Annotated in this window: 25 protein-coding genes, 1 tRNA gene and 1 riboswitch (1 of these 27 cut by a window edge); of the genes, 17 read left to right on the top strand and 9 right to left on the bottom strand. The window is 58.1% G+C overall.

Features of this window, described 5'->3' with window-relative positions:
• From ACZ5C3_RS25420 to ACZ5C3_RS25405, 4 genes are all read right to left on the bottom strand, one after another.
• Positions 1-519 carry the 5' portion of a glutathione S-transferase family protein gene (locus tag ACZ5C3_RS25420; protein ID WP_464033896.1) on the bottom strand. Its footprint begins 96 nt before the window's first position, so the window shows 519 of its 615 coding nt (coding positions 1-519); its start codon is at positions 517-519; its stop codon lies beyond the left edge, outside the window.
• Between the two features lie 73 nt (positions 520-592).
• The gene (locus ACZ5C3_RS25415; protein WP_464044349.1) at positions 593-1,435 is read right to left on the bottom strand and encodes a fumarylacetoacetate hydrolase family protein; all 843 of its coding nucleotides are present in this window, start codon (positions 1,433-1,435) and stop codon (positions 593-595) included.
• Between the two features lie 107 nt (positions 1,436-1,542).
• Positions 1,543-2,388 (bottom strand): MBL fold metallo-hydrolase, encoded by an 846-nt coding sequence (locus ACZ5C3_RS25410; RefSeq protein WP_464033895.1) that lies wholly within the window; start codon positions 2,386-2,388, stop codon positions 1,543-1,545.
• Positions 2,389-2,721: 333 nt separating this feature from the next.
• Positions 2,722-3,507 (bottom strand): SDR family oxidoreductase, encoded by a 786-nt coding sequence (locus ACZ5C3_RS25405; RefSeq protein ID WP_464033894.1) that lies wholly within the window; start codon positions 3,505-3,507, stop codon positions 2,722-2,724.
• Positions 3,508-3,840: 333 nt separating this feature from the next.
• On the opposite strand from ACZ5C3_RS25405, the gene ACZ5C3_RS25400 reads away from it, so the two are divergent.
• Both ACZ5C3_RS25400 and ACZ5C3_RS25395 read left to right on the top strand, forming a co-directional pair.
• Positions 3,841-3,917: transfer RNA gene (locus tag ACZ5C3_RS25400), tRNA-Met, on the top strand.
• A gap of 262 nt (positions 3,918-4,179) precedes the next feature.
• The gene (locus ACZ5C3_RS25395; RefSeq protein ID WP_464033893.1) at positions 4,180-4,581 is read left to right on the top strand and encodes a lysozyme inhibitor LprI family protein; all 402 of its coding nucleotides are present in this window, start codon (positions 4,180-4,182) and stop codon (positions 4,579-4,581) included.
• A 358-nt stretch (positions 4,582-4,939) separates the two neighbouring features.
• Here ACZ5C3_RS25395 and ACZ5C3_RS25390 read toward each other — a convergent pair whose 3' ends face one another.
• The gene (locus ACZ5C3_RS25390; protein WP_464033892.1) at positions 4,940-5,092 is read right to left on the bottom strand and encodes a recombinase family protein; all 153 of its coding nucleotides are present in this window, start codon (positions 5,090-5,092) and stop codon (positions 4,940-4,942) included.
• Between the two features lie 402 nt (positions 5,093-5,494).
• On the opposite strand from ACZ5C3_RS25390, the gene ACZ5C3_RS25385 reads away from it, so the two are divergent.
• Together ACZ5C3_RS25385 and ACZ5C3_RS25380 are read left to right on the top strand one after the other, a co-directional pair.
• A complete protein-coding gene (locus ACZ5C3_RS25385) occupies positions 5,495-6,562 on the top strand; it encodes an acyltransferase family protein (protein ID WP_464033891.1) in 1,068 nt (355 codons plus the stop codon).
• Between the two features lie 227 nt (positions 6,563-6,789).
• Positions 6,790-8,103 (top strand): VpsF family polysaccharide biosynthesis protein, encoded by a 1,314-nt coding sequence (locus ACZ5C3_RS25380; protein ID WP_464033890.1) that lies wholly within the window; start codon positions 6,790-6,792, stop codon positions 8,101-8,103.
• Between the two features lie 513 nt (positions 8,104-8,616).
• Here ACZ5C3_RS25380 and ACZ5C3_RS25375 read toward each other — a convergent pair.
• Entirely contained in the window at positions 8,617-8,988 is a 372-nt protein-coding gene (locus tag ACZ5C3_RS25375; protein WP_464033889.1) for a hypothetical protein, read from the bottom strand.
• Positions 8,989-9,194: 206 nt separating this feature from the next.
• Positions 9,195-9,395, top strand: a riboswitch (cobalamin riboswitch).
• 127 nt (positions 9,396-9,522) lie between these two features.
• On the opposite strand from ACZ5C3_RS25375, the gene ACZ5C3_RS25370 reads away from it, so the two are divergent.
• From ACZ5C3_RS25370 to ACZ5C3_RS25360, 3 genes are read left to right on the top strand one after another with little or no spacing between them, the layout of a single operon-like run.
• Entirely contained in the window at positions 9,523-11,925 is a 2,403-nt protein-coding gene (locus tag ACZ5C3_RS25370) for a TonB-dependent receptor (protein WP_464033888.1), read from the top strand.
• A gap of 9 nt (positions 11,926-11,934) precedes the next feature.
• Positions 11,935-12,699 carry a PepSY domain-containing protein gene (locus tag ACZ5C3_RS25365; RefSeq protein WP_464033887.1) on the top strand — a complete coding sequence of 255 codons (765 nt, stop codon included), beginning with the start codon at positions 11,935-11,937 and terminating at the stop codon, positions 12,697-12,699.
• Positions 12,700-12,732: 33 nt separating this feature from the next.
• Entirely contained in the window at positions 12,733-13,785 is a 1,053-nt protein-coding gene (locus tag ACZ5C3_RS25360) for a HoxN/HupN/NixA family nickel/cobalt transporter (protein WP_464033886.1), read from the top strand.
• A 113-nt stretch (positions 13,786-13,898) separates the two neighbouring features.
• Here ACZ5C3_RS25360 and ACZ5C3_RS25355 read toward each other — a convergent pair whose 3' ends face one another.
• Together ACZ5C3_RS25355 and ACZ5C3_RS25350 are read right to left on the bottom strand one after the other, a co-directional pair.
• Complete coding sequence (locus ACZ5C3_RS25355; protein ID WP_464033885.1) at positions 13,899-14,381, bottom strand: cupin domain-containing protein; 483 nt, start codon at positions 14,379-14,381, stop codon at positions 13,899-13,901.
• A gap of 106 nt (positions 14,382-14,487) precedes the next feature.
• Positions 14,488-15,027, bottom strand: coding sequence for a GNAT family N-acetyltransferase (locus ACZ5C3_RS25350; RefSeq protein ID WP_464033884.1), 540 nt, complete (start codon positions 15,025-15,027; stop codon positions 14,488-14,490).
• 105 nt (positions 15,028-15,132) lie between these two features.
• On the opposite strand from ACZ5C3_RS25350, the gene ACZ5C3_RS25345 reads away from it, so the two are divergent.
• From ACZ5C3_RS25345 to ACZ5C3_RS25300, 10 genes are all read left to right on the top strand, one after another.
• The gene (locus ACZ5C3_RS25345; RefSeq protein WP_464033883.1) at positions 15,133-16,374 is read left to right on the top strand and encodes an MFS transporter; all 1,242 of its coding nucleotides are present in this window, start codon (positions 15,133-15,135) and stop codon (positions 16,372-16,374) included.
• Positions 16,375-16,482: 108 nt separating this feature from the next.
• On the top strand, positions 16,483-17,082 hold the full coding sequence (locus ACZ5C3_RS25340; RefSeq protein ID WP_464033882.1) for a superoxide dismutase: 600 nt from the start codon (positions 16,483-16,485) through the stop codon (positions 17,080-17,082).
• A gap of 229 nt (positions 17,083-17,311) precedes the next feature.
• Positions 17,312-17,509, top strand: a complete 198-nt coding sequence (locus tag ACZ5C3_RS25335; protein ID WP_464033881.1) for a hypothetical protein — start codon at positions 17,312-17,314, stop codon at positions 17,507-17,509.
• 2 nt (positions 17,510-17,511) lie between these two features.
• Positions 17,512-18,267 carry a metal ABC transporter ATP-binding protein gene (locus tag ACZ5C3_RS25330; RefSeq protein ID WP_464033880.1) on the top strand — a complete coding sequence of 252 codons (756 nt, stop codon included), beginning with the start codon at positions 17,512-17,514 and terminating at the stop codon, positions 18,265-18,267.
• 2 nt (positions 18,268-18,269) lie between these two features.
• Positions 18,270-19,136: a metal ABC transporter permease gene (locus ACZ5C3_RS25325; protein WP_464033879.1), complete on the top strand. Its 867-nt coding sequence runs from the start codon at positions 18,270-18,272 to the stop codon at positions 19,134-19,136.
• An 11-nt stretch (positions 19,137-19,147) separates the two neighbouring features.
• The gene (locus ACZ5C3_RS25320) at positions 19,148-20,062 is read left to right on the top strand and encodes a metal ABC transporter substrate-binding protein (protein WP_464033878.1); all 915 of its coding nucleotides are present in this window, start codon (positions 19,148-19,150) and stop codon (positions 20,060-20,062) included.
• A gap of 51 nt (positions 20,063-20,113) precedes the next feature.
• Positions 20,114-21,172 (top strand): CobW family GTP-binding protein, encoded by a 1,059-nt coding sequence (locus ACZ5C3_RS25315; protein WP_464033877.1) that lies wholly within the window; start codon positions 20,114-20,116, stop codon positions 21,170-21,172.
• Between the two features lie 119 nt (positions 21,173-21,291).
• Positions 21,292-22,299, top strand: coding sequence for a WD40 repeat domain-containing protein (locus ACZ5C3_RS25310; protein WP_464033876.1), 1,008 nt, complete (start codon positions 21,292-21,294; stop codon positions 22,297-22,299).
• 178 nt (positions 22,300-22,477) lie between these two features.
• Positions 22,478-23,194, top strand: coding sequence for an MgtC/SapB family protein (locus ACZ5C3_RS25305; protein WP_464033875.1), 717 nt, complete (start codon positions 22,478-22,480; stop codon positions 23,192-23,194).
• A gap of 142 nt (positions 23,195-23,336) precedes the next feature.
• Positions 23,337-23,672, top strand: coding sequence for a hypothetical protein (locus tag ACZ5C3_RS25300; RefSeq protein ID WP_464033874.1), 336 nt, complete (start codon positions 23,337-23,339; stop codon positions 23,670-23,672).
• A 74-nt stretch (positions 23,673-23,746) separates the two neighbouring features.
• Here the strand turns inward: ACZ5C3_RS25300 and ACZ5C3_RS25295 are convergent, their stop codons facing one another.
• The gene (locus ACZ5C3_RS25295; RefSeq protein WP_464033873.1) at positions 23,747-25,180 is read right to left on the bottom strand and encodes a homospermidine synthase; all 1,434 of its coding nucleotides are present in this window, start codon (positions 25,178-25,180) and stop codon (positions 23,747-23,749) included.
• Between the last annotated feature and the right edge of the window lie 67 nt (positions 25,181-25,247).

Here is a 25,247-nt window from a genome sequence, read left to right as displayed (position 1 = left end):
CGGGAAGCGAAAATCCGCGTAGCCGAGCACGCACACGATGCCGATCTGGACGATGTCGAGCGGTCGCGTCAGAACGTCAGGGTGGGCTTCGAAGCGCTGCAGCCCGTGCCAGGCGCGGTCCCACTGATCGTCGATCCAGGTCTGCCAGCGGAGTTGTTCGGGACGGAGCATCTTTTCGTAACGGCAAAGCAGCATCGCATCGAGCATGCCCTGGGTGATGCAATGGTCGGTTTTCACCTGCCATTTCTCCGCGCCGGTCGCGGGGATCAGTTTCCCGCCGCCAGCCAGCTCGTCGAGATATTCAACGATCACATATGAATCCACGATGGTGCTGCCGTCATCGAGAATGAGCGCAGGCAGCTTTCGCAGCGGATTGATCTTTTGGGAATAGTCTTCGTTGTACGTGCCGGGGCTCGCCGTGGTTGGCACGAATTCGATCTTGTCGATCAGGCCGAGTTCGATGGCGGCGATACGAACTTTGCGCGCGAACGGTGATGCAGCAGCAAACGTGAGTTTCATACCTGTCTTTCGGAAGAAATCGGGAGACAACAAAAAACGGCTCCGGCGGAGATACCGGAGCCATTAAGACATATCAGGCGGCAATGACTTCCTGACGCTGTGCGCCAAGTCCTTCGATGCCGAGCGTAACGACGTCGCCAACATTGAGGAATTTCGGCGGCTTCATGCCAAGGCCGACGCCGGGAGGCGTTCCCGTGGTGATGATGTCGCCGGGCAACAAGGTGGTGACCCCCGACAGATACGAGATGATCTTCGGTACGTTGAAGATCATGGTCTCGGTCGATCCAGTCTGGCAACGCTGGCCGTTGACGTCGAGCCACATGCTGAGCTTGTGCGGGTTGGAAATTTCATCCGCCGTCACAAGCCACGGGCCGACCGGGCCGAAGGTGTCGTGCGACTTGCCCTTGGTCCACTGGCCGCCGCGCTCGATCTGGAAGAGGCGCTCCGAGACGTCGTTGCAGATGGCGTAACCAGCGACGTGCTTCATCGCGTCCGCTTCGCTGACGTACTTGGCACGGCTACCAATGATAATGGCGAGCTCGACTTCCCAGTCGAGCTTGGTCGAGCCGCGCGGCTTTTCGATCGCGTCGTTGGGGCCGCAGATACACGTGTTGGCCTTCATGAAGACCACCGGCTCGGACGGGATCGGCATGCCGGATTCGGCTGCATGGTCGGCGTAGTTCAGGCCGATGGCGAGAAACTTGGAAAAGCCGGTCACCGGCGCGCCGTATCGCGGCGAGCCCTCCACGAGCGGCAGCGAGGTGGGATCGAGGGCGGCCAATTTGGCCAATCCGGCCGGAGACAGCACGTCGCCCGTGATGTCTTTCACATGGGCCGACAGGTCGCGAATGCGCCCCGAATTGTCGAGCAATCCAGGCTTTTCCGCGCCGACAGCGCCGTAACGAACCAACTTCATAAGGTATCCTCTCCTTGCTTTATTGTTGCGTGTTTCATGCGGGATGGCGCGAAGGAATTCAACTGCTGAAGGCCATTGTGCAGCGCGCTCATTTCGAATTGTGAGGGTCAAGTGACCATTCTAAAGGCATCGCCGTCACGGACGATCCGTCCGGGATCGAAATGCCCGCCGAAAACCAGTGTCCGTGTGTCTGCAAAGCGCGAGAACAATTCTAGCCGCGTTTTGGCGGACTGGATGGGGTCGTAATCGGCGGTGGATGACCATTCCAGATGCGCCATCTGACAGGGGTGGTGTGCCACATCTCCGGTCAGGAGCGCTTCCTCGCCTTCGGACTGGATCAGGATGCTCATATGCCCGGGGCTGTGGCCGGGGGTCGGGATCAAGGAAATCTCATCGCTGATGCGTTCACTGCTGGCGACGAGATCGGCGAGCCCGCGCGTCACGATCGGCTGGACCGAATCTTCGAATACAGCCTTGTGCTCGTCCCTGTCGTGACTGTGCGCGGCCCAGTAATCGTATTCGTCCTTGCCGAAGATGTAGCGGGCGTTGGCAAACGTTGGCACCCATTGGCCGTCCACGAGCTTCGTATTCCAGCCCACATGATCGACGTGAAGATGCGTGCACAGCACGGTGTCGATGGATTCTGCCGGATAGCCTGCGGAAGCGAGATCATCAAGGAACGGTTTGTCGAGATCGTTCCAGACCGGCACCGAACGGCCTTGCTTGTTGTTGCCGATGCACGTGTCGACGATGATCTTGCGCGTCGGCGTTTCGACGATCCACGATTGGACGTTGAGCTTGAGACGGCCCTCGGCTGACGCGTAGATTGGAACCAGCCACGGCAGCTTCTGAATTTCTTCGCTGGTTGCCTGCGGGAGAATGAAGCGTGTTCCGCCGGTTGAAGCAATTTCGATAATTTTTGTGAGTTTGACCTGGCCCACGGTCCAAGACATCAAGTCTGCTCCCGATCGATTGCGGAATCGAATGAACTGCAGGCCGAAGCGGCGCGAGCGCAATATCTCCTCGGCGAGCCCCTCCTCGTGGAGTGGATTTGACATTCGCTACCCTGTTGGCCGTAGACCGGCAAAGCGAATGTCAAATCCAAAACTCCACTAGCAATTCGTATTTAGTAGTGGTCCTTTGATTCTAACGTTCGCAAAGTGCCTGCCTCAAACGGGATGCGAACGTTAGAATCGGACCACCACGCGATTTGCTTGCGGAAGGGCTCGACGAAGTTGGTCTGCCATATGAAGCGGACCGGACGACGCCGGTCCACCAAGTTTTTTTTACATCGTGCCGGGATAGGCGCCGCCATCGAGCAGAATGTTCTGTCCGGTGATGAAGCCTGCCTTGGCACCGCACAGGAATGCGCAGGCAAGGCCAAACTCTTCCGGATCGCCAAAACGGCCGGCAGGGTTGGCCTTCATGCGTTGCTTCAGCACTTCATCCGGCGAAATGCCTTGCGCCTTCGCAGCAGCTTCAAGCATCGGACCACGCACGCGATCGGTGTCGAATGGACCCGGCAGCAGGCCGTTGATAGTCACGTTGTTAATCACCGTCTTGCGCGCAATGCCTGCGACGAAGCCGGTGAGGCCGCTGCGCGCGCCGTTCGACAATCCGAGGATGTCGATCGGTGCCTTCACGGCTGCCGACGTGATGTTGACGATGCGGCCGAACTTGCGGGCCATCATGCCGTCCACGGTCGCCTTGATGAGCTCGATCGGCGTCAGCATGTTGGCATCGATGGCCTTGATCCAGGCGTCACGATTCCAATCGCGGAAGTCTCCCGGGGGAGGGCCACCGGCGTTGTTGATCAGAATATCCGGATCGGGACAGGCCTTCAGTGCCGCCTCGCGGCCGGCAGGGGTGGTGATGTCGCCGACGACCTCGGTCACGGTGACGTTTGGGCTTGCCTTTCGGATGTCCGCAGCGGTCTTGGCCAGTGCCTCAGCGCCGCGTGCGGTGATCGTCACATGCACGCCTTCGTTGGCCAGCGCGATGGCGCAGGCGCGTCCCAGTCCCTTGCTCGCTGCGCACACGATGGCGCGTCGTCCTGAAATCCCGAGATCCACGCTTTCACTCCCTGTTTGATTTGGTGTTGGGTCAATGATCGGATGTTTGCCGCGTTACCATATGGCATTGAAAGCGATCAGGAAATACGGGTGCGTCATGCCAGATCTGCCGCATGTGACAGCGGCCGGGAGCGTGTCACAAAATTATGAAAAAGAATGGCCTTAGGCCCTTTCCAAAGCGCGGTGTGGTTGATACATACGCCTCGCACCGAACGATCTGCATCGCGGATCTCGGGAGTTTTCTCTGGACCCTCCGGACAGGACTAATCGACGCCTAAAGCGTTGAGGATTTGTTGTCTGATCAGGATTTAGTTAAAGCGTGCAAAGGTTTATCGCGGGGTGGAGCAGCCCGGTAGCTCGTCAGGCTCATAACCTGAAGGTCATAGGTTCAAATCCTATCCCCGCAACCAAATAAGCTGATGATTTGTCAGTCTTATTGAAAAGCCGCCCGCAGGGGCGGCTTTTTTATTTGAGCTTCGCCGTGCAGCTCTATCCTCGGCGCGAGCAGATGACCCCGACATCAGCGCGAAGAATAAGACGGAATCGCAGACGGACGAAGCACCGGGGATTCATCCTCTTTCCAACTCAGCGCGAAAATGCCTCTTGACGAATAATGCCAATCGCAGATTGCTCCCGTAGGTTGTGCCGACGCACGAACATTGGGGCAGATTCATGCAAAAGAAATTGCTGTATGCGGTTGGATTCTTGGCGCTTTGGAGCGGGCCCATATTAGCCGACGAGGCCTACGACAAGTGCCTGAAAGACCCAAACGGCAACAACAGGATTTGGTCAGAGTGCGGAGCGGTTTTGCTTAAACAAGAAGAGGCCAGAATGGCTGAAGCTTGGAAAAAGGCGTTTGCGCTCGCGAAGCTCGATAGCGACAAAAAGCTATTGCTGGTGGAGCAAAGAGCATGGATCGCCTTTAAGGATAAATCTTGCAATCTCTATCTCGAGGACCATGGCACTCAAGGCGTTGCTGTTGATTTTCCTATGTGCAGAGCGGAAGTGCTTGTTGCCCGCAGGAAACAGCTTGAGAGTATCGCGGTGGACTTAAAAGGCCCAGAAAAGCAGTAGTTCTCAGTTGCGCTGAAAGTTTTAATTCGGAGCAAAAAGGTAGACGAATGTAAGCCGCCCACCGGGGCGGCTTTTTCTTTTCAGCGAAGCAGTGCGCGATTAATTGCTCCCCCCGAATGCAGGTTCATACGGTGTTGAGAACCGCGCTTGTCGTTTGCCGCCGACGATATAGCCGATCCGCAGCACCCGCATTTCACGAGGCCCGAAAGCAAGTTTTGGGGGCGCGTGACTTGGTGCTTGTGTTGCACTCCGCCACGGTCCTTTTTCCGAGCCTGCACGCGGGCCCAGGTATCGGCATCGATGATCCGCAAATGCTCTGCTTCTGCGGTCATCCAATGCTCGCGTGCATTCTCGCGGTTCACGCGCTTGCCGGTCTCGGGATCTTTGATGAAGCTTGGCGGTTCCAGACGATGCGGCCCGCGTAAAGTTCGTTTTGCAGAATGCCGTTCACGCGCTTGCGGCTGCCGGCAATTGTCGATGCATTCCAGACGCCGCCATGAGGTCCCGGCAAATCTTGTTTGTTCAGCGCGGCAGCAATGTCGCGTGGTGAGCGTCGGCAATCAACCGAAGACGTGACCTAACTAGGCAACGATTGCCGCAACGGCGGTCGTCGCCAAAGTCGCGAGCCGAATGTCAAGCTCACAAGACTGCCGGCAAACGCGACCGCGAGCGCCAAATCTCTTCGGCTATCTGCATGATGGGATGATCCGAAGCTAGCGATTAATCAACCGGCGACATTTGGCTTTCGAAGTGTCGGGTAGATGTCGTACCGTCGACCTGTAGCGCTCTGATGTGGCTAACAGCAGGTTAACGCGCGAGATGGTGCGGCTCTATGCCGAACAAGCAACCGGTAAGCCGTGTACTTCAGTATCCCAGCTTCGGATTGCGCGACTTTTTTTGAATAGAGTCTTCGATGACAATGACCGCAAACAACCCCGTTAACCGAACCGCGTACCTCGATCTGCTGCGCGCCGTCGCAATCGTGCTGGTGGTCAATTCGCATTTGGATGAGCTCTATCCAATTCACCAACTGGGCACCGGCGGCACATTTGGCAATGAGCTATTCTTCTTCATTTCGGGGTACGGGCTGTATTTAAGTTATCAGGCGAGCAAGGAGCCGATTGGAGGCTGGTTCATCCGACGACTACATCGCGTGTACGAGCCCCTCTTTATCGTCGCGACTTTCCTTGTGCTGGTTGGCGACGCTCCCATGCGCTCCTTCGCCGACTTTTTTTGGCTGTACGTGATACCGCTGCAGTTCTGGTTTCTTCCGACAATCGTCGGCTATTACGTTCCGATCTACTTCGTCATGTCGAACATGGAGACGAAAAAGGCCTTCGCGTATCTCTTCGCCGCATTGGCGGTTGCATATATTCTTCTATTTTCAATCTTTGCTGAAAAGACAAGCTGGCTCACCGAGCACTACGATGTGCAGACGGAAGTAACCCTTCCACTCCGCATCATATTCTACTTTGGCACCATGGTAATGGGCGTCTATGCAGCCCGGTTTCATGCCAATACCAAGGGCAAGATCACCGATCTGCTTTGGCTGCTGGTCTCTATCGCCTGCTTTTATCTCTTCGTCGGCAGTCTTGGGCGGCTCATCCCATTCGAGGTGCAGATCCTGGATCGGATTCCAGCGCTTGCGTTCCTTGTTTTCGCTTTCCGGTTTGCACGCTACCCTTGGCTAGAGCAGTTTGTCGCCAACTATCTGAGTGCTCCTGTTACGCTCCTGGCTGGAGTCGCACTTCAGATTTATCTGACACACGATTTCATCCTTCGCCAGGACGCGCTTCATAGAATTCCATTTCCCATCAACCTATTGGTTTTCTGTGTGGCCACGTTGGCGCTGTCGATTCTGTTTGAAAAGGTAAGCCTGCGGCCGCGAAAAAAACGGCAGCGACTTCAGGAGTCATCACAGGACGTGGCAAACATGAACGCGACCGTGAGTCCCAGCACAGGACAAGGCCAGACCTCCTAGTGTCCGGCCTTTGAGAATTACCAATTGGGTTAATTGAGCGTTAACTTGCCTGTCGTATCCCGTTGCGGGTTGAGGTGGGGCTCGGTTGAGGCGCTCATGTCGGCCCACAGCGTTGCTGTCGATGGATGTACTATCTCCGTGTTGAGTGCGCTAACCCGACGGGGAAGTTACCCTGGTCCATGGGCAGAGGCGGTCGGCATATCCGCCGCGAGAGCATGAGAGCGTAGATGACAGACGGCACTGCCTCGATTTCGCGCCCAACGCCGGTCGAAACGGTCAGACTCGTTTTGCCCTTTGCCGGCAGACACATCCAAGCGATGCTCGCTGTCTATATCATCCTTCTCTTTGTAATTTCAGCAACTGTGCTTGATACTATCGGGTACGATTATTCGGCGATTGAAGGATCGCCACTCAGCAAGATACATCCATCGACCTATCTTCTCGTCATTATATTCTTTGCTTTCGTCGTGTCGTATCCCCGCAAGCTCGATCTTGCTCGCTACTATGTTGCGACAAAACTCGGCGCGATCTTTTTTTTCTGCGCGACGACATTCGCCCTTGTCAACATCGTCGTGGGTGAACGAAGCGGTTTCGGAATGTATGTCGACACCGACCTGCCTCTCTTTCTTTGCTGCATGTTGCTGCCATTTGTCCCGCCGGAACGCATGATCACGCTTGAGCGGTTTATCCATTGGTTTTTTGCAGCGAATGCGGTTCTCGCCATTTTTGAACTTATGTCGGGGATCAAGGCGTTCCCGCTCACGACCTTTTCGCCGGATGGAACGACGTCCATCGAGACACGCTCGGTCGCGCTTCTTGGCCATCCGTTGCACGCTGCAGCGATAACAAGCGCGTATATCGTGAGCTTGCTGGTCGGCGGCGGCAGGTTGTTGCAGCCAGGATGGCGGTCACCGATGATAGGATTGCAGACGATGGCCATGGTTGCGTATGGCGGGCGTACAGCCTTGCTGACAACCCTCACAATCCTCGCTCTTGCTGTCCTATGGCAACTTATGAGATTTGCCGGTGGCCGAAAATTTTCCCGCGGTACAGTAACGGCCGCTGTTGCGGTTATTCCGCTCGGAATAGGGGTCGTCTTAGCTTTGGCGTCCGAAGGCTTCTTTGATCAACTGCTTGAACGGTTCTCCGACGATGGTGGCAGCGCTCGCAGCCGCGTGGTGATGCTGCCGCTATGGAATTCGTTCAGCGGAAGCGATCTTTTGTGGGGCCCAGATCCGGACTACATCAGATCGCAGATGTACTCTTTCGGATTGGAGTGGGGTATCGAGAACCCTTTGGTCCACATCAGCATCTATCAAGGAGTGGTCGTCGCGGCTCTCATCATGCTGGGGCTGCTGCTCATGTTCGCAGAGTTGGTCAAGCGCCTCGAGCCGCAAGTCATATTTCCGATGATACTCTACCTTCTGCTCGTCAACTCGTTCGGATCGTTCGCTGGACGATTCCTCAATCTGACGATGTTCCTGATCGTCATTTCCGCACTGTTTCGGCGACAGAACGTTTCAAGCTACCACGTCGTCTAAACGATAAGAACGCGGTGCGGGGGGCGCGTCCGCTACCTCTTGTCGAAGAGATAGGCTGCTTGCTACGGGCAGTGCGCTGTTGCGGCAATGCCTTTCCATTCCAACGTACCTCTTACGGTGGTGGATTTGGAAGCATAGGCGAGCGCAAGATGTCGCTGCCGTTAACAACGTGCTCTTGATAGGGGACGAAGGCTGTCAACAGTTTCGGGCTTGGGGCAGTGTTGGCTCTTAGGCGACCTCGCGTTAGTTGAAGCCGAGGTTGGCTATTGAGAGCAAAGCAGACCGAGAAGAGCGTAAGCGTTTATAAGGAAATGACGATTGGAGTAATTCTGTAGGGGCGTCTGCTCTGGGTCCCCGCAACCAGATAAGCTGATGATTTTGTCAGTCTTATTGAAAAGCCGCCCGTCGGGGGCGGCTTTTTTCTTGAGCGGTACAATGCGCGACTAGTTGCTCTTCCGGAACGCTGTCAGCGCAGCGAACGCTGCATCAAGGGAACAACATCCGCGTCGGGCTTTACCGAGGTTTGGGCGTGGGTGAAACGACCGGAGAGGATGGGGCGGTCGCGGACGTAGCCTGGCCTTTGCATTCCCATTCAGACAAGAGAACATAGACGTTTCGGCTTACGACGCCGCGGCGTGTACCGATCAAATCGCCAAATGCGTAGACGCCGGTCGAGTTGGACACTGTCTTTTTTACGGCAAGCGACCAGGCTGTCCCGATGACATTGTCACCCTGCCAATCCGGATGAATGTCGTTCGGCGAGGGCTTACTCAGTATGCGTGCGGTATTGTCCTTCGGAGAGCAGTAGGCCGGTGCTGCATCTACGGGAGCTCCGCTCATGCACGTCATAGCAAAGCCGGCAATGCAGGTCAGAAAGACTCTCATCGGGTAATCCCACCAATGCTGATCGCCGCTTGAACGTATTGAAAAGCTGCCCGTTGGGGCGGCTTTTCTTTCAACAAAGCAGCGTACGATTAGTTGCTCTTCCCGAAAGCAGGTTCATCCGGTGTTGAGAACCGCTTTTGTCGTTTCCGCCGACGAAATCTCCAATCATGATTGGTAGAGGAGTACTTGACTCACCGCCGAGCCCAATTCACTGTGGCCGTGGTAGTGCCCGTGAGGGCTATTAAGGGAATTCGGTGCGTCCTCTCTGGACAATGCCGGAGCTGCCCCCGCAACTGTAAGCGGCGAGCCGACGACCATTTAATACCACTGGGATTGGATAATCCTGGGAAGGTGGTCAGAGGCCGCGACCCGCGAGCCAGGAGACCTGCTACCAGCCGTGGTCATGCGCGAATGCGTCGGGCGGGGTGCTCCGAGGTATTGGTTACTCCGTTGGTGTCTGCCGCATTGGGGCGAAAGGCAGAAGGCCGCGGGAAACGTGCGTGACGGTCCAATTGTTCCCCGTCGGGCACAACCGTGTTCAATTCCCAGCTATCTTTTGCGCAGCTCTTTCGCTGCGCGCATTCGCACAAACTGACCTCATCCAGACAGCGTTGGCATATCAGTCCGGCGCTGCCGCTCGGAGTCCTGCTGGCTTCTACGTTAGGGCCGGCATCAGCGCAAAGCCCGCAGGCCATTGGGCCGATTGAGGTCCAAGCACCAACGCTGCCGAATACCGCAACGCGTCCCGGCAAGAAGACAGACGCTGCGGCGAAGAGGTCCAAGCGCGCGGCGCCGCAGGCCGATACGCGAGCAGTTGCTAATCCGGAAAGCTCGCCAACGCCGCTCAATTCCAATGCCGTCGCAGCGAGCGCAAGCCGGCTTGGATTGACGGTGCATGACACTCCCGCGAGCGTGGATGTCGTGAGCCGGCAACAGATGCAGGAACAGGGCTATCGCACGACAACCGAGGCCGCTCAAGGTGCGGTCGGTGTTCTGTCGGGTGACGCAGCCGGTGCGCCCGGCGGCTTCTCCATGCGTGGTTTTTCCTATGGCGAGATAACGGTTCTTTACAACGGAATTTGGATCGGCCCGCAGAGCATCACTTCTCGCGTGATGGACACAGCCAGTCTCGATCAAGTCGAATTCCTCAGAGGGCCGTCCTCGATCATGTCAGGGCTCGCCGCGATCGGCGGAGCCGTAAACTATGTGAGCAACCAGCCAACCTCGGGGCCGATCAAAAGCCAGCTTGATGGCTCGATCGACTCGCTCGGTACCTATCGAACGCATTACGGCTCTGGCGGTAGTACGACCGTGCCGGGGCTTGACTATCGCTTCGACGTCAGTTCGTCGAAGATCAACAGCTTCGTCCAAGGCGACTATCAGCAGCTCAACAATGTTTCTGGCCAGCTGAATTATCAGGTGAACGATTCATTCAAGGTCTTTGGTGCTGTTGAGTACCGCCGCGATGACGGTCATGCCTATTGGGGAACACCGCTGACGACGACGGCTTTTTCGGGGGCGTATTCAACCCACGGAGTCGTAGCAGGATCAGCGATCAATACGTTCGACGGAACGGTCCTTGGTCCCGTCACCATCGACAAGCGTACGACAACGACGAATTACAATGTGGCCGATAATTCCGTTGGAGCGCACGAGGTTTTCGTGCGCGGCGGCTTCGAATGGAATATCACCGACAACGTCACCATCAAGAATCAGGCCTACGAATACAGCGCCAAGCGCTACTGGTATGACAGCGAGACCTACGCCTTCAATACCACGAACTCGGTGATTGACCGTGATCGCTTCTTTGTAACGCACAAGCAGCAGGTCATCGGCGACAATACCGATCTCGTTTGGAACACATCGTTCTTCGGTATGGAGAACCGGCTCGCAACCCAGCTCTCGGTCAGCCGCAACGACATCCAATTCGCGCAGGAAGGAAATCCGGACACCTACCCGGCCGACTCGGTGACGGTGCTCAATCCCGATCCGGGCCTCTATGGCGTGCCCCAACCCAACATCCGAAATAGCCGTCTCGACGATGCCGCGATCTCGATCGAAGATCGGCTTAAACTCACGCCAATGCTCGCATTGATCGGCGGCATTCGTGTGGAAGACCTGACGTTGTCGCGCAACGGCATCAACTTCGATGGCACTGTCCCTGCGGGCCAGCCATTCACCAAAACCTGGAATCCCGTGTCCTATCGGGCGGCGGCGACGTTAGAGCCTGTGAAGGGGATGCTCTTCTACGGTATGTACGCGACGGCTTACGATCCTGCCGCGGCCGGCATTTTTTCCGTGACACCGGGCACATCGCTGGAGCTGACGAGCGCCCACATCTATGAGGCCGGAGTCAAAGTGATTTCAGACAACAAGCGCGCCGAGGCCACGTTCGCCGCCTATGATATGGTGCGCAACAATGTCTATGTGGCCCTCACGAATGCGGTCTCGACCCTTGCCGGCCAGGTCCACACCCAAGGCGTCGAGCTTGCGGCAGCGATACGTCCCACCGACAACCTGAAGCTCTGGGCGAATGTCGCCCTCATACAAGCGCGATATGACCAGTTCGATGCTTGGACGGGTAACACGCCATCGAACGTCGCACCGGTCATCGTCAATGCCGGTATCTCCTATCGCTTCAATGAGTGGCGCTGGCCAGTTGAATTCGGTGGCAGCATTCGCCATGTCGGTCAGCGCTATCTCGCCGAGGACAATCTCACGGCGATGTTGGCGTACACGACGGGCGATCTTTTTGCTTTCGTCGATATCCCCGGCAAGGATTTGTCGTGGGAAGGTCTGGAGAAGATGCGGGTGAGCTTCCGCGTCCGCAACGTGACGAATGCTCTCTATGCGGCATGGTCAGACCCGGGCTACCCGGATCAGGTCTATCTGGGTGCGCCACGAACGTTCGAGCTCTCTGCCTCGGCGAAGTGGTAAGCGGCCATTATGCGCATCCGGGCAACAACGCTGCATGGTTGGTGGGGTGTAGCATTTTGCCTGCTTTTTGCGATGTGGTTTGCGTCCGGGATCGTCATGCATTTCGTGCCATTTCCGGAGCGTTCCGAGCGGCCCATGCCAGCTCGTCTGGACATGTCCCGCGCAAACACTGAGCAGATCGACTATGACCAGTGGACGGTCGCAAGCGCTTTCGATCCCGATCGTCCACTCACACGCGTCGTATTGAATGATGAGGCGGGCACATACCTCTACATGTCCTCGAAGTCGGGTCGGATGGTTCTTGCCACCACGCGAAGTGAGCGCGCGCTGAACTATGTCGGCAGCATCCCGCATTGGCTCTACGTGACGGAGTTGCGCCGTCACCATCGCGTCTGGAGCGAACTGATGTGGTGGCTGTCACTGCTGGCGACCATCGGTACCATGCTTGGGGTGTTTGTTGGGGTTGCGCGACTCCGCTCCGGGCCAGTCAGAGGCGGCCTGCGGCGATGGCATCACATTTCAGGACTCGTCATCTCCCCGGTCGTTCTGGCCTGGATTTTTTCCGGCTTCTTGTCGATGGATGATGGCTGGCTTGTGCCGGGCAGCGATAGCCTTTTCCGGACGCTTCATACGCTCGATTTCAATCCGCTTGCGTCACACCCGGCGTTGCGGGCTGCCACAATCGTGGGGCTCTGCACATGCGGCTTTGCCTTTAGCCTGAGCGGCGCGGGGTTGGCATGGCGGCTCTTGTGCAACCGTGGGCATCAACAATGAAATTCCCTCTTACGCACCCCGCCGGTTGAGACCATGCTCAGACATCTGAAACTCGCCATCGATGATGCGTCGACTGCCTCGCGCAGCAGGATCATCTCACTCTACGTCTTCCTGCTGGCGATCAACGGCTTGGCCTGGACCTGGGCCATCCTGGCGCTGTCTGACAGACCAACGCTGCTCGGGACAGCTTTGTTGGCCTATGTGCTCGGCCTTCGGCATGCTGTAGATGCGGATCATATCGCAACGATCGACAATGTCGTTCGCAAGCTGATGCAGGATGGCAAGCATCCTCTGGCCGCGGGACTATTTTTTGCATTTGGCCATTCTTTGTCCATTGCACTGGCAGTTGCTGTGATTGCTGCGGCGGCATTTGCGTTGCAAAGCCGTTTTCAGGAGTTCAAAGCGCTTGGCAGCATCATCGGCACGGGTGCATCGGCCTTCTTCTTGCTCTCCATTGCCTTGATCAATCTCGTAATTCTTCGGGACGTGTGGCGGAACTTTCAGCGCGCCCGGCGCGGCGAGAAGGTCAGTGAGCATGAGTTGGATCTGTTGCTATCCGGCCGAGGCTTTTTGTCCCGAATCTTTCGCCCCTTGTTCCGCATGGTGACGGCGAGCTGGCAGATGTTTGCGATCGGCCTGTTGTTTGGCCTCGGCTTCGACACGGCGACAGAGATCAGCCTTTTCACCGTGGCGGCGGGTCAAGCTTCGGGCGGGCTGAGTTTCAGCAACGTGATGATATTTCCAGCTCTCTTTACAGCCGGAATGATGCTCGTCGATACGACTGATAGCGTATTGATGGTCGGCGCGTACGGCTGGGCCTTCCTCAATCCCATGCGCAAGATCTGGTACAACCTCACGATCACAGCCATTTCAGTCGTGGTGGCGTTGCTGATTGGTGGCATCGAGGCACTTGGGCTACTGGCCGATAAGTTGTCGCTTGAAGGAGGCTTCTGGAGCTCAATCAGCGATCTCAACGAGAGTCTGGCGAACTTCGGTTATCTCGTGGTTGGCATCTTCCTGGTGAGTTGGGCTTTGTCGTTTGCCATCTATCATTGGCAGGGCTTCGATAGGCAAGCCGAGCTGTGATGGCCTAACGACTGCCAGACGAGCTGTACCGATCATGCGGGCGACATCTGCAGGAAAGTATTGTTTAAAGCCGCCCGTCGGGGCGGCTTTTCTTTGGGCAAAGCAGCGTACGATTAGTTGCTCTTCCCGAATGAAGGCTCGTCCGGCTTGTTCATCACCGTCGTGCTCGGCCCGTATCCGGTGATTTGGATGACCGCGCCCTCTTCGCGTGTGCCGTCCCAATGCACCTTTCCTGCCGGGTGCATCATGTAGGCACCAGCCTTAAGAGGCACGGCTTTCGCGGGTTCGAAATCATCCCCCGTGCCGGTGTACCAAGACCCTGAGATCACCACGACATGGCGATCCTCGGCATGCTTGTGCGGCTTGCTCATGATCCCCGGTGGCCACTTGATGCGGATGACGTAAATTCCCGGCTTCGATGGATCGCCGTACATGGTGGCGACTTCGACGCCGACGCCAAATGGATTTTTGAATTGCTCTTCGCCCGGTGAAATGCGCACGAAGCCCATTTCGTCGGTTGCAGCCAATGCGGCGATATTCGGAAACATCAGCGCCGTGACGCTGACGGCCGCTAACGCGGCAAGTCTGGCTTTCATTATTTCTCTCCCATGCGTTTTATTATGCTGGGAGGCTAGCCGGACGGCGCGACGTGCACAACGGAAGAGCGCTGCGTCTTTCACGCGTTGATAGTTTGCAGTGCCGTCACCAAGGTAGGCCGCAAAGATCGATGGTACCTTCGCGCAGCAGCCGGCGAATCTTGAAAACGTAAGGGATGAACACATCGCGACTGATGAACTGGTCGAAGCGCGCCCGCGTCCCGGACTGTTCGGCGTAGACGTCGCCGTTGAAGGTCTGCCACCCGAGGTTTTCATAAAATGCACTGTTGTGCGGCTCGCAGAACAGCATGCCGAAATCGATCGCGCCTTCGTCGTGCATGGTGCGGATCGCAGCGTTCAGCGCCAGGGTCGCATAGCCGCGGCCGCGGTGGTCCGGATGGGTGATGACGCCGCCGATCCCGCCGATGTTCACCTTGCGGCCATTCCACGTGCCCGTGCGGCGAACAATTCCGACGTGGCACAGCACGTCACCTTCGGTCTCGATGAAGACGCGTAAATCCGCATGCGCAAATTGCAGATGTCCCCAGGGCAGGGTTTTGAGGGTGTCGGCTGGCCACACTGTTTCAAACAGAGGCTTGGCATAAGGCCATGAGGCTGCGCCGGTTGCGATATCGATCTCAATCATGTCGCGGCTCCCCCCGCATCGTGCACATCAGCGTTGTGCCGGGTCGGATGGCCAACAGGTGATTCCGATGCCATGATGCGGGTCATATTTAGGAGATTGTTCCAAATGCGGGCGGCACAACTCAGCACTTATCAGAAGTGGTCCATTTTAGTCGGCGCGTCGGTGATGTTGAGCCTGTCGATGGGTATGCGACAGAGCTTCGGGCTTTTCCAGCCCTCGATCCTGCATGATACCCAGATTACCAGCGCGGATTTCTCGCTCGCGACCGCAATCCAGAACATCGTGTGGGGGCTGACGCAGCCGTTCGTTGGCATCTTCGCGGATCGATATGGCTCGCGTTACGTGATGCTCGCCGGGGTGCTGATCTACGCGCTTGGGCTGGTTACGATGATCTTCGCGACCACAGCGGCGGCACTGACGTTCGGTATCGGCATCTGTGTCGGCATCGCGCTGTCCTGTACGGCGTCGAGCATGAGTATGACGGTGGGCTCGCGTACGGTTGCTGCCGCCAAGCGCAGCGTGACCATGGGCGCAATGTCCGCCGCGGGTTCGCTCGGTCTTGTAATCGCGTCGCCGCTCGCGCAGACGCTGATTTCCACCGCAGGCTGGAAGACTGCGCTGGTGGGCTTCCTGGGCTTGGCTGCAGTGATGCTGCCGGCAGCCTTCAGCGCAGGCAAGGCCGACAAGATCGAGATCGACAAGGCTGACGACCTCAACCAGTCGCTCGGCACTGTGGTGCAGTCGGCGCTCAGCCATTCGGGCTACGTCGTCATGGCGCTCGCATTCTTCGTGTGCGGCTTGCAGCTGGTCTTCATCACCACGCATCTCCCGAATTATCTGGCCATCTGCGGTCTCGATCCCTCGCTCGGCGCATCGGCGCTGGCGCTGATCGGACTGTTCAACGTGTTTGGCTCTTACGCTTTCGGCTGGTTGGGTGGACGCTATCCGAAGCAATTGCTGTTGGGTGGCATCTACATCGTCCGCTCGCTGACCGTGGCCCTCTACTTCACATTCCCTGCCACAGCGACATCGACGCTGGTGTTCGCAGCCGTAATGGGCTCGCTCTGGCTCGGTGTGGTGCCGCTGGTGAATGGTCTCGTTGCCCAATTGTTCGGACTGCGCTTCATGGCCACCCTCACGGGCATCGCCTTCCTGAGCCATCAGGTGGGATCGTTCATCGGTGCATGGGGCGGTGGCCTGATCTACGACCACCTTGGCAGTTATGACGTGGCCTGGAAGGGGGCGGTCGTCATCGGGCTGATCGCGGGCTCATTCCAGATGCTGATGAATACCCGTCCGCCCAAGGCGAAAGAGGACATCGGCGCGGCATTGCCCACTGCGGCATGACGTTGCGCGGCGGTCGCAGCCGGTCCATATCTCTGTCTGCCCGGCATGAAACCATCTATAGTGCCGGGCGTTGACCATTCCGTCTCCCATCATTGTGGATGTTTACACATGAGCTTCACACTCCCGAACCTGCCTTACGCTTACGATGCGCTCCAGCCGTATATGTCCAAGGAGACGCTCGAATATCATCACGACAAGCATCACCAAGCTTACGTGACCAACGGCAACAACCTGCTGAAGGGCACCGAGTTCGAGGGCAAGTCTCTCGAAGAGATCGTGAAGGGCTCGTTTGGCAAGAATGCCCCGCTCTTCAACAACGCTGGCCAGCACTACAACCACATCCACTTCTGGAGCTGGATGAAGCCGAATGGCGGCGGCGACAAGCTGCCGGGCAAGCTGGCCAAGAAGATCGACGAAGATCTCGGCGGTCTCGAGAAGTTCAAGGCTGACTTTGCAGCCGCCGGTGCCGGTCAGTTCGGTTCGGGCTGGGCCTGGCTCTCCGTGAAGAACGGCAAGCTCGAAATCTCAAAAACGCCGAACGGCGAAAATCCGCTGGTTCACGGTGCAACGCCGATCCTCGGCGTCGACGTGTGGGAGCACTCCTACTACATCGATTATCGCAACCGCCGCCCCGACTATCTCAAGGCGTTCGTCGATCACCTCGTGAACTGGGAATACGTCGAAGAGCTGTTCTCGAAGGCAGTGTAAGAATTTTGCCAGCTCGTTCTGTTTGGGGCCGCAGCGATGCGGCCCCTTTTGTTTTTTTGCCTGGCGCCCGCAGGGCGGCTTCTGACGGTCGCGACCGGCGCTTTGCGACCTTCAGCCAGAAATGACGGTTTTTTGAGCATTTCGGAACCTCTTGTGAAAGGGGTGACCAGCCTTTACGTTATAATATAACACAAGGCTCCTTCGCCGTTTCGGTTCCGGTTTTTGCAAAATGGCTCATTCTCACTCGCATGATCACTCCCACGGCCATTCGCATGGCCATGGAGGCCACAGCCACGGCCCCACATCGCCTCATCCGGCGCAGGCGGCTCCTTGGTCGATTCTGCGGATGACGCTCCTGGCCCGGCTTTCGGCCGCTGTGGCCATCAGTGCGGGGCTTTGGGTCATCGTGCTGTTGGCAATGAGGTGACCATGACTGCTCAGCTCCAATTCCGGGATGTGACGCTGGGATATGATCGGCACCCGGCTGTGCACCATCTCAACGGTGAAGTGGCCCCGGGAGCCCTGGTCGCGGTGGTCGGCCCGAACGGGGCAGGCAAGTCCACGTTGTTTCGCGGCATTGTCGGCATCCTGAAGCCGCTTGCGGGTACAATCGGCCTCGGTGGTCTCCATACCCGTGATATCGCCTATCTTCCGCAGAGTGCCGACATCGACCGTAGCTTTCCGATTTCCGTGTTCGATCTGGTCGGAACGGGCCTCTGGCGTAACAAGGGAATATTTGGCGGGCTCGGCAAGCACGAGCAGAAGCAAATCAGGGAGGCGCTCGCGGCCGTCGGCCTGAGCGGCTTCGAGAACCGCGCCATTGGCACGTTGTCCGGCGGCCAGATGCAGCGCATGTTGTTTGCTCGCGTGCTCTTGCAGGATGCGCGCGTTATTGTCCTCGATGAACCCTTCAATGCCATCGATGCCAAGACGATAGCCGATCTGATTACGTTGGTCCGGCATTGGCACGCCGAGAAGCGCACCGTGCTGGCCGCACTGCACGACATGGAACTCGTCCGCACGAATTTCCCGGAGACCCTTTTGTTGGCCCGCTCGGCTGTGGCATGGGGACCGACGACGGAAGTGCTGACGGCGGACAATCTGCTATCGGCGCGCCACATGTGCGAGGCTTTCGACGATGCCGCGGCGCCGTGCATCGACGCCGTAAAGTCGCAGGCGGCTTGAGCATGTATGACGCGCTGATCGCACCGTTCACGGAATTTGAATTCATGCGCCGTGCACTGGCAGGCGTGATCGCGCTGGCGCTGGGCGGCGCACCGATCGGTGTCTTCCTGATGTTGCGGCGGATGAGTCTGGTCGGCGATGCGATGGCGCATGCGATCCTGCCGGGCGCGGCCATCGGCTTTCTGCTGTCGGGCCTCAATCTGTTTGCGATGACCTTCGGCGGTCTGGTGGCGGGCTTTGCCGTTGCCATTCTCGCAGGTGTTGTCGCGCGGGTGACTGAGCTCAAGGAAGACGCATCGTTGGCGGCCTTCTATCTGGTCTCGCTCGCGCTCGGCGTTACCATCGTGTCCATCAAAGGCACGAATATCGACCTGCTGCATGTCCTGTTCGGCAACATCCTGGCCATGGACGATCAGACATTGCTGGTGATCGCATTTAACGCCACCGCCTCATTGCTTGTGCTTGCGGTGATTTACCGGCCGTTGGTGATTGAATGCGTCGATCCGGTGTTCCTGCGCACCGTGAGCAGCGCCGGCGCGCCTGCACATCTCGCGTTTCTCGCGCTCGTTGTGATCAACTTAGTGAACGGCTTTCACGCGCTCGGCACACTGCTGGCGGTCGGCCTGATGATCTTGCCTGCAGGCATCGCGCGGTTCTGGTCGCGCGATATCACCGGCATGATCGGAATCGCGGTCGCGAGTGCCGCAATCTCGGGCTATGCAGGATTGCTGCTGTCGTTTCACACCAAGGTGCCGTCCGGGCCTGCGATTATTCTGGTGACCGCGGGGCTCTATGTTGTGTCGGTGCTGTTTGGCAGCGTGAGCGGACTGGTCCGTCAGCTGTTTCCCGGCCGGCATCTCGAAGCATAAGGAAGATCGCGATGCGACGTGTGTTGTCCCGCTTGGCGGTCTGCGCCGTGGCGATGCTGGCGATGTTCTCGCCGGTTCGCGCGCAGGAGCAGGTCAATGTCGTCGCGACGTTCTCGATCCTCGGCGATTTTGCAAAGAACGTCGGTGGGGATCGCGTCAACGTCACGGCTTTGGTGGGCCCGGACAGCGATACGCATGTCTATACGCCGACGCCCGCCGATGCGAAAAAGATCGCTGACGCCAAGCTCGTGATCGTCAATGGCTTGGGCCTCGAGGGTTGGCTGCCGCGGCTGGTGAAATCATCGGGCAGTAAGGCGGTCACGGTGGTGGCTACGAAAGGGATCGCGCCCCGCAAGGTTGATCCAAGCGAGGTGCTGAGTGAGGAACATGAGGCGGGCTCTGCGGATCCTCATGCGTGGCAGTCAGTGCCGAATGCGAAGGTCTATGTCGCCAACATCCGCGATGCGCTGGTTGCGGTCGATCCGCCGGGAGCAGACGCTTACAAGGCAAATGCAGCAGCCTATCTGGACAAGCTCGACACCCTTGATCGCGACGTGCGTGACGCAATGGCGAAAATCCCGGCGGAACGCCGCAGTGTGATTTCGACCCACGATGCCTTCGGGTATTTCGCGGCGGCGTACGGGGTCAAATTCATTGCTCCGCAGGGCGTCTCGACGGAATCCGAGCCCAGCGCCCGCGACATCGCCTCGATCATTTCGCAGATCAAAAAGCAAAAAATCCCGGCGGTATTTCTCGAAAATGTCACCGATCCGCGGTTGATGCGCCGGATCGCGGCTGAAACCGGCGCTGCCGTCGGTGGGACGCTCTATTCAGACAGCCTGACGGAGGAAAAGGGGCCAGCCCCCACTTACATTGATATGGTCCGGCACAATATAAAGGCACTGACCAGCGCGCTTTCGAACTAGGGCAGGGGCCACCCCGCCGCCGGGCGCGCCTTTGAGATGCCTGGAGTTTTCATGTCCGAAGTCGCTTCCAACAAAATCCCCGTGACAGTGCTGACCGGCTATCTCGGCGCCGGCAAGACCACTCTGCTGAACCGCATCCTGTCGGAAAACCACGGCAAGAAGTACGCGGTGATCGTCAACGAATTCGGCGAGATCGGCATCGATAACGACCTGATCATCGGCGCCGACGAAGAAGTGTTCGAGATGAACAACGGGTGCGTGTGCTGCACCGTACGCGGCGACCTGGTCCGCATCATCGACGGCTTGATGAAGCGCAAGGGCAAGTTCGATGCGATCATCCTTGAGACCACCGGCTTGGCTGACCCGGCTCCTGTCGCGCAGACGTTCTTTGTCGATGAAGACGTCCGCGACAAGACCGCGCTCGACGCGGTGGTCACCGTCGCTGACGCCAAGTGGCTCAGCGATCGGCTGAAGGATGCGCCGGAAGCCAAGAACCAGATCGCGTTTGCGGACGTTATCGTGCTCAACAAGACCGACCTTGTCAGCAAGCCGGAGCTTGCCGAAGTCGAGGCACGGATTCGCGGCATCAATCCTTATGCCAAGCTGCACCGGACCGAGCGCTGCCAGGTCAAGCTGACGGATGTGCTGGAGCGCGGCGCGTTCGATCTCGATCGCATTCTGGAAATTGAACCTGAGTTCCTGGATGACGGCGGTCATGACCACGATCATGATCACCACCATCACGATCACGACCATGGTCATCATCACCATGATCACGGTCACTCCCACGGTGGCCTGAAGCACTATCACGACGAGGACATGCAGTCGTTGTCGCTTCGCACCGACAAGCCGATCGATCCCACCAAGTTCATGCCGTGGCTTCAGGACCTCGTTGCCAGGGACGGCGAAAAGATCCTGCGCTCCAAGGGCATCCTGTCGTTCACGGGCGATGATGACCGCTACGTCTTTCAGGGCGTGCACATGATGCTGGAAGGCGATCATCAGCGGAAGTGGAAGGACGGCGAGCCGCGTGAAAGCCGCCTCGTCTTCATCGGCAGGGAATTGCCGGAACAGGCCATTCGCGAAGGTTTCGAGAAAACCATCGCATAGTTAGCCGACGCCCCAAAGAGAGCGTATCCATGCGCTCTGCGGTATCCGATTTTCTTTCTCTCATTGGCAGGACGGTGGTGCACCAACGTCCCAGCCATGAGGCCATAGAGTAGTGAACGATGTCTTTGAACGATCCTGCATCCATTGTCTCCGTGACTGACCGCGTGACCAAGGTTGCGCTGAATGCGCCTGCAACCGCGGTCCATTTCCTTGGCGATGTCGCGGTATTCGTTGGCGCTGAAGAGAGCGTGTCGCTCGCAAACGGTGAGGGCGAGACGACCTCGGTTGCGATTCATGGCGGAGGCATTTTGTGTTCCGCCGCGGACGGCAAGCGCGTGATTGCCGGTGGTGATGATGGCAAGCTTGTTGCTGTCGATGCCAAATCGCAGGTCGAGACGCTGGCCACGGATGCCAAGCGCCGCTGGATCGATAACGTCGCCATTCATCCCGATGGCGCAGTTGCGTGGTCGGCAGGCAAGACAGCCTTCGTGCGCCCTCCAAAAGGTGATGAAAAGACGTTCGATATGCCGTCCACTGTCGGCGGACTGGCATTTGCCCCGAAAGGATTGCGGCTCGGCGTCGCGCATTACAACGGTGTGACTCTCTGGTTTCCTAACATGACCGGGAAGCCGGAATTCCTGGAATGGAAGGGCTCTCACCTCGGAATCACCTTCAGTGCGGACAACCGCTTTCTGGTAACAACGATGCACGAGGCTGCGCTGCATGGCTGGCGGCTGGCCGATTCGCGGCACATGCGCATGACGGGATATCCGTCACGCGTGCGTTCGATGTCCTGGAGCGTGGGTGGGAAATTCCTTGCGACATCCGGCTCGGACAGCGTGATCCTGTGGCCGTTCGCAAGCAAGGACGGGCCGATGGGCAAGGAGCCGGCGATGCTTGCGCCGCTGCAGGCCAAGGCGACTGTCGTCGCATGCCATCCCAAGGATGAAATTTTCGCGGTTGGTTATAGCGACGGGACCATCCTGATGGTCCGGATTGAGGACGGTGCGGAAATCCTCGTGCGCAGAAATGGCGGTGAGGCGGTCTCTGCGCTGTCATGGAATGCAAGGGGATCATTGCTTGCTTTTGCAACTGAAGACGGCGACGCTGGCTTGCTTCCACTGTAGCTAGTGTGGCGGTTCAGAAGTCCGCATTGTTCGCGCGGCGAGTCTGGGAATGCGGACTTCTGAACCAAAGCCACACTAGATCAATAACTTGCTAGTGTCCCTTCGATTCCGAAGTTCGCAAACGAAGGTGCAGCGGAATAATGCGAACTTCGGAATCGGGACACTAGAGTCAGCCTTCATGCGTTTCCTCGCGACTTTTCAGACCCTCGATTTTCTCGATACCCTTGCCAGTCTGATGGTGGCTTTTGTGCTCGGCACGCTGATTGGTGCCGAGCGTCAATATCGCCTTCGCACCGCGGGCCTTCGCACCAATGTGCTGGTAGCCGTCAGCGCCGCAGCCTTCGTCGATCTTGCCATGCATCTGGCGGCCGCCGAAGGAGCGGTGCGCGTCATCGCCTATGTGGTCTCCGGCATCGGCTTTCTCGGCGCCGGCGTGATCATGAAAGAAGGCTTGAACGTTCGCGGCCTGAACACGGCTGCGACGTTGTGGGGATCGGCTGCGGTGGGCAGCTGCGCCGGCGCGGACATGCTCGCGCAGGCCATTGCGCTCACCATATTTGTGCTCGCTGCCAACACGCTGCTGCGTCCATTGGTCAATGCCATCAACCGAAGGCCGCTGGATGAGCGATCATCGGAAGCGACTTATGAACTGCTGGTGACAACGAGCGCTGGGTCGATGAGTGACACGCGCGAGCTTTTGGTCGCAAAATTAGAAGCGGCAAAATATCCGGTCAGCGACGTCAACGTGGTCGATCGTGCTGACGATGTCGTGGAGATTATAGCGACCCTCGTCAGTACCGCGGTGGAGCCGAAAGAGCTCGATGCCGTCGTGGCCGATCTCGCGCGCCAGCCTGGCGTTCGCCATGCGACATGGGACGTCAGCACCAAGGATTAACGATATCGGCGCGCCCGTGAGCTGAGATTTGGTTCCGAAAATTCTTTCACAATCGATTGAGTGATGATGCAACACCTTCGCCTCGTCTCGGAACTTAGGCCCTAGCGCATCGTTGGCCCTGTCCATAACGACGGGTGCTGACATGACTACGAATGAGACGAGAAAGGCGAATCGCAGAGACTTTGTACTTGCGGCCATCATGGTTGCCGGCGGTCTGGTGGTGTCCGGCACTTCTGTGATGCAACTGGCAGCGCGTGATCAGTTCCAGCTTGCGCAAACCACACAGCCGCCTTCGGACACACCATCGGTGCCGGCCGGTAAGGACAATGGTCCGGCAGAGTCGAAGCCGGGTGGCACGCGGCCGACGACACCTGCACCGGAGCCCGCGCGTCCTGATGCGGACGCGCAGAAGGCTGGTGCAAAGCCTGCACTGCCGCCGGCTCCGGCAGAGAAGATGGGCGAGCCGGTCAGGAAATAGCGTTGAGCGGGATGATCAAAAGAAAAAGGCCAAGCAGATGCTTGGCCTTTCGTGTTTCTATTTGCTGACGCAGTTTACTTCACCAAAATATTCCGGAACTGCCACGGATCGTTGGTGTCGATATCTTCCGGGAACAATGTCTGACGATCGGTGAGCGGCGTCCAGTCGGTGTAGTAGCCCTTCACCGGTCCAAGATACGGCAGCTGAACTTGAAGGCAGCGACGGAAGTCCATTTCGTCGGCCTCAACGATGCCGGCGGTCGGATTTTCCAGCGCCCAGACCATACCAGCGAGCACGGCCGACGAGACCTGCATGCCTGTGGCGTTCTGATAAGGAGCCAGGCGGCGCGTCTCTTCGATCGAGAGCTGCGAGCCGTACCAGTAGGCGTTCTTGCCATGGCCATAGAGCAGCACGCCGAGCTCGTCGATACCGTCCACGATCTCATGCTCATCGAGAATCATCCACGATGGCTGCATCTTGCCTTCCGCGCCGAACATTTCGTGCAGCGAGAGCACGGCGTCATCGGCAGGATGGTAGGCGTAGTGACAGGTCGGGCGGTACACGACCTTGTCGCCTTCGCGCAGCGAGTAGTAGTCGGCGATCGAAATCGACTCGTTGTGAGTGACAAGGAAGCCGTACTGCGGGCCAGGTGTCGGGCACCACGAGCGAATACGCGTGTTGGCGCCCGGTTGCAGCAGATAGATCGCGGCTCCGCAACCTTCCTTATGCGTGCGACCCGTGTCCGGCATCCACTTCTCGTGAGTGCCCCAGCCGAGTTCGGCAGGCTGCAAGCCTTCCGAGACAAAGCCTTCGACAGACCACGTGTTGACGAACTTATTCCGTGGCTTCGGATTCTTGGAGCGCTGGGTGTCGCGTTCGGCGATGTGGATACCCTTCACACCGACAGCCTGAGCCAGCTTGCCCCATTCCTCGCGCGTCTTCGGCTCAGTGATGTTGAGCTTGAGATCGCCGGCGAGATTGAGCAGCGCCTGCTTGACGAACCACGACACCATGCCTGGGTTGGCCCCGCAGGTGGAGACAGCGGTCGTGCCACCGGGATTCTTGCGCTTCGCGGCGAGAAGCGTCTCACGCAGTCTGTAGTTGGAACGCTCTTCCGGTCCCATGCTTTTGTCGAAGTAAAAGCCCGTCCATGGCTCAACCACGGTGTCGATATAGAGCGCGCCGATTTCACGGCACAGCTCCATGATCTCGACGGACGAGGTGTCCACCGAGAGGTTGACGCAGAAGCCCTGGCCGCCACCCTGGGTCAGGAGCGGAGGCAGCAGTTCGCGGTAGTTGTCTTTGGTAACCGCCTGCTTGAGAAACTTCACGCCATGCTGCTTCGCCAGCTCGCCGTCGGCATGCGGGTCGATGATGACGAAGCGCGACTTGTCGTACTCGAAATGCTTCTCGATCAGCGGCAACGTGCCTTTACCGATCGAGCCGAAACCGATCATGACGATGGGGCCGGTGATTTTCGCGTGGATCTGCGAGGCAGACGGGCTCATGGTTTACGGTCTCCGGGAATATGGCCGCGAGAGTGCGGCGAGAGGCAGGTCTTCTGCGGTCAGGTGT

The organism is Afipia dichlorophenoxyacetatis, assembly GCF_055386385.1.
Note: the sequence above shows the minus strand (reverse complement) of the source record. Positions and strands in the feature narration are given on the sequence as shown.

Excerpts from the sequence above, each read along its gene's own strand:
- ACZ5C3_RS25415 (WP_464044349.1), bottom strand. The coding sequence starts at position 1,435 with ATGAAGTTGGTTCGTTACGGCGCTGTCGGCGCGGAAAAGCCTGGATTG.
- ACZ5C3_RS25410 (WP_464033895.1), bottom strand. The coding sequence starts at position 2,388 with ATGTCTTGGACCGTGGGCCAGGTCAAACTCACAAAAATTATCGAAATT.
- ACZ5C3_RS25395 (WP_464033893.1), top strand. The coding sequence starts at position 4,180 with ATGCAAAAGAAATTGCTGTATGCGGTTGGATTCTTGGCGCTTTGGAGC.
- ACZ5C3_RS25385 (WP_464033891.1), top strand. The coding sequence starts at position 5,495 with ATGACAATGACCGCAAACAACCCCGTTAACCGAACCGCGTACCTCGAT.
- ACZ5C3_RS25380 (WP_464033890.1), top strand. The coding sequence starts at position 6,790 with ATGACAGACGGCACTGCCTCGATTTCGCGCCCAACGCCGGTCGAAACG.
- ACZ5C3_RS25375 (WP_464033889.1), bottom strand. The coding sequence starts at position 8,988 with ATGAGAGTCTTTCTGACCTGCATTGCCGGCTTTGCTATGACGTGCATG.
- ACZ5C3_RS25365 (WP_464033887.1), top strand. The coding sequence starts at position 11,935 with ATGCGCATCCGGGCAACAACGCTGCATGGTTGGTGGGGTGTAGCATTT.
- ACZ5C3_RS25360 (WP_464033886.1), top strand. The coding sequence starts at position 12,733 with ATGCTCAGACATCTGAAACTCGCCATCGATGATGCGTCGACTGCCTCG.
- ACZ5C3_RS25355 (WP_464033885.1), bottom strand. The coding sequence starts at position 14,381 with ATGAAAGCCAGACTTGCCGCGTTAGCGGCCGTCAGCGTCACGGCGCTG.
- ACZ5C3_RS25350 (WP_464033884.1), bottom strand. The coding sequence starts at position 15,027 with ATGATTGAGATCGATATCGCAACCGGCGCAGCCTCATGGCCTTATGCC.
- ACZ5C3_RS25345 (WP_464033883.1), top strand. The coding sequence starts at position 15,133 with ATGCGGGCGGCACAACTCAGCACTTATCAGAAGTGGTCCATTTTAGTC.
- ACZ5C3_RS25340 (WP_464033882.1), top strand. The coding sequence starts at position 16,483 with ATGAGCTTCACACTCCCGAACCTGCCTTACGCTTACGATGCGCTCCAG.
- ACZ5C3_RS25335 (WP_464033881.1), top strand. The coding sequence starts at position 17,312 with ATGGCTCATTCTCACTCGCATGATCACTCCCACGGCCATTCGCATGGC.
- ACZ5C3_RS25330 (WP_464033880.1), top strand. The coding sequence starts at position 17,512 with ATGACTGCTCAGCTCCAATTCCGGGATGTGACGCTGGGATATGATCGG.
- ACZ5C3_RS25325 (WP_464033879.1), top strand. The coding sequence starts at position 18,270 with ATGTATGACGCGCTGATCGCACCGTTCACGGAATTTGAATTCATGCGC.
- ACZ5C3_RS25320 (WP_464033878.1), top strand. The coding sequence starts at position 19,148 with ATGCGACGTGTGTTGTCCCGCTTGGCGGTCTGCGCCGTGGCGATGCTG.
- ACZ5C3_RS25315 (WP_464033877.1), top strand. The coding sequence starts at position 20,114 with ATGTCCGAAGTCGCTTCCAACAAAATCCCCGTGACAGTGCTGACCGGC.
- ACZ5C3_RS25310 (WP_464033876.1), top strand. The coding sequence starts at position 21,292 with ATGTCTTTGAACGATCCTGCATCCATTGTCTCCGTGACTGACCGCGTG.
- ACZ5C3_RS25305 (WP_464033875.1), top strand. The coding sequence starts at position 22,478 with ATGCGTTTCCTCGCGACTTTTCAGACCCTCGATTTTCTCGATACCCTT.
- ACZ5C3_RS25300 (WP_464033874.1), top strand. The coding sequence starts at position 23,337 with ATGACTACGAATGAGACGAGAAAGGCGAATCGCAGAGACTTTGTACTT.
- ACZ5C3_RS25295 (WP_464033873.1), bottom strand. The coding sequence starts at position 25,180 with ATGAGCCCGTCTGCCTCGCAGATCCACGCGAAAATCACCGGCCCCATC.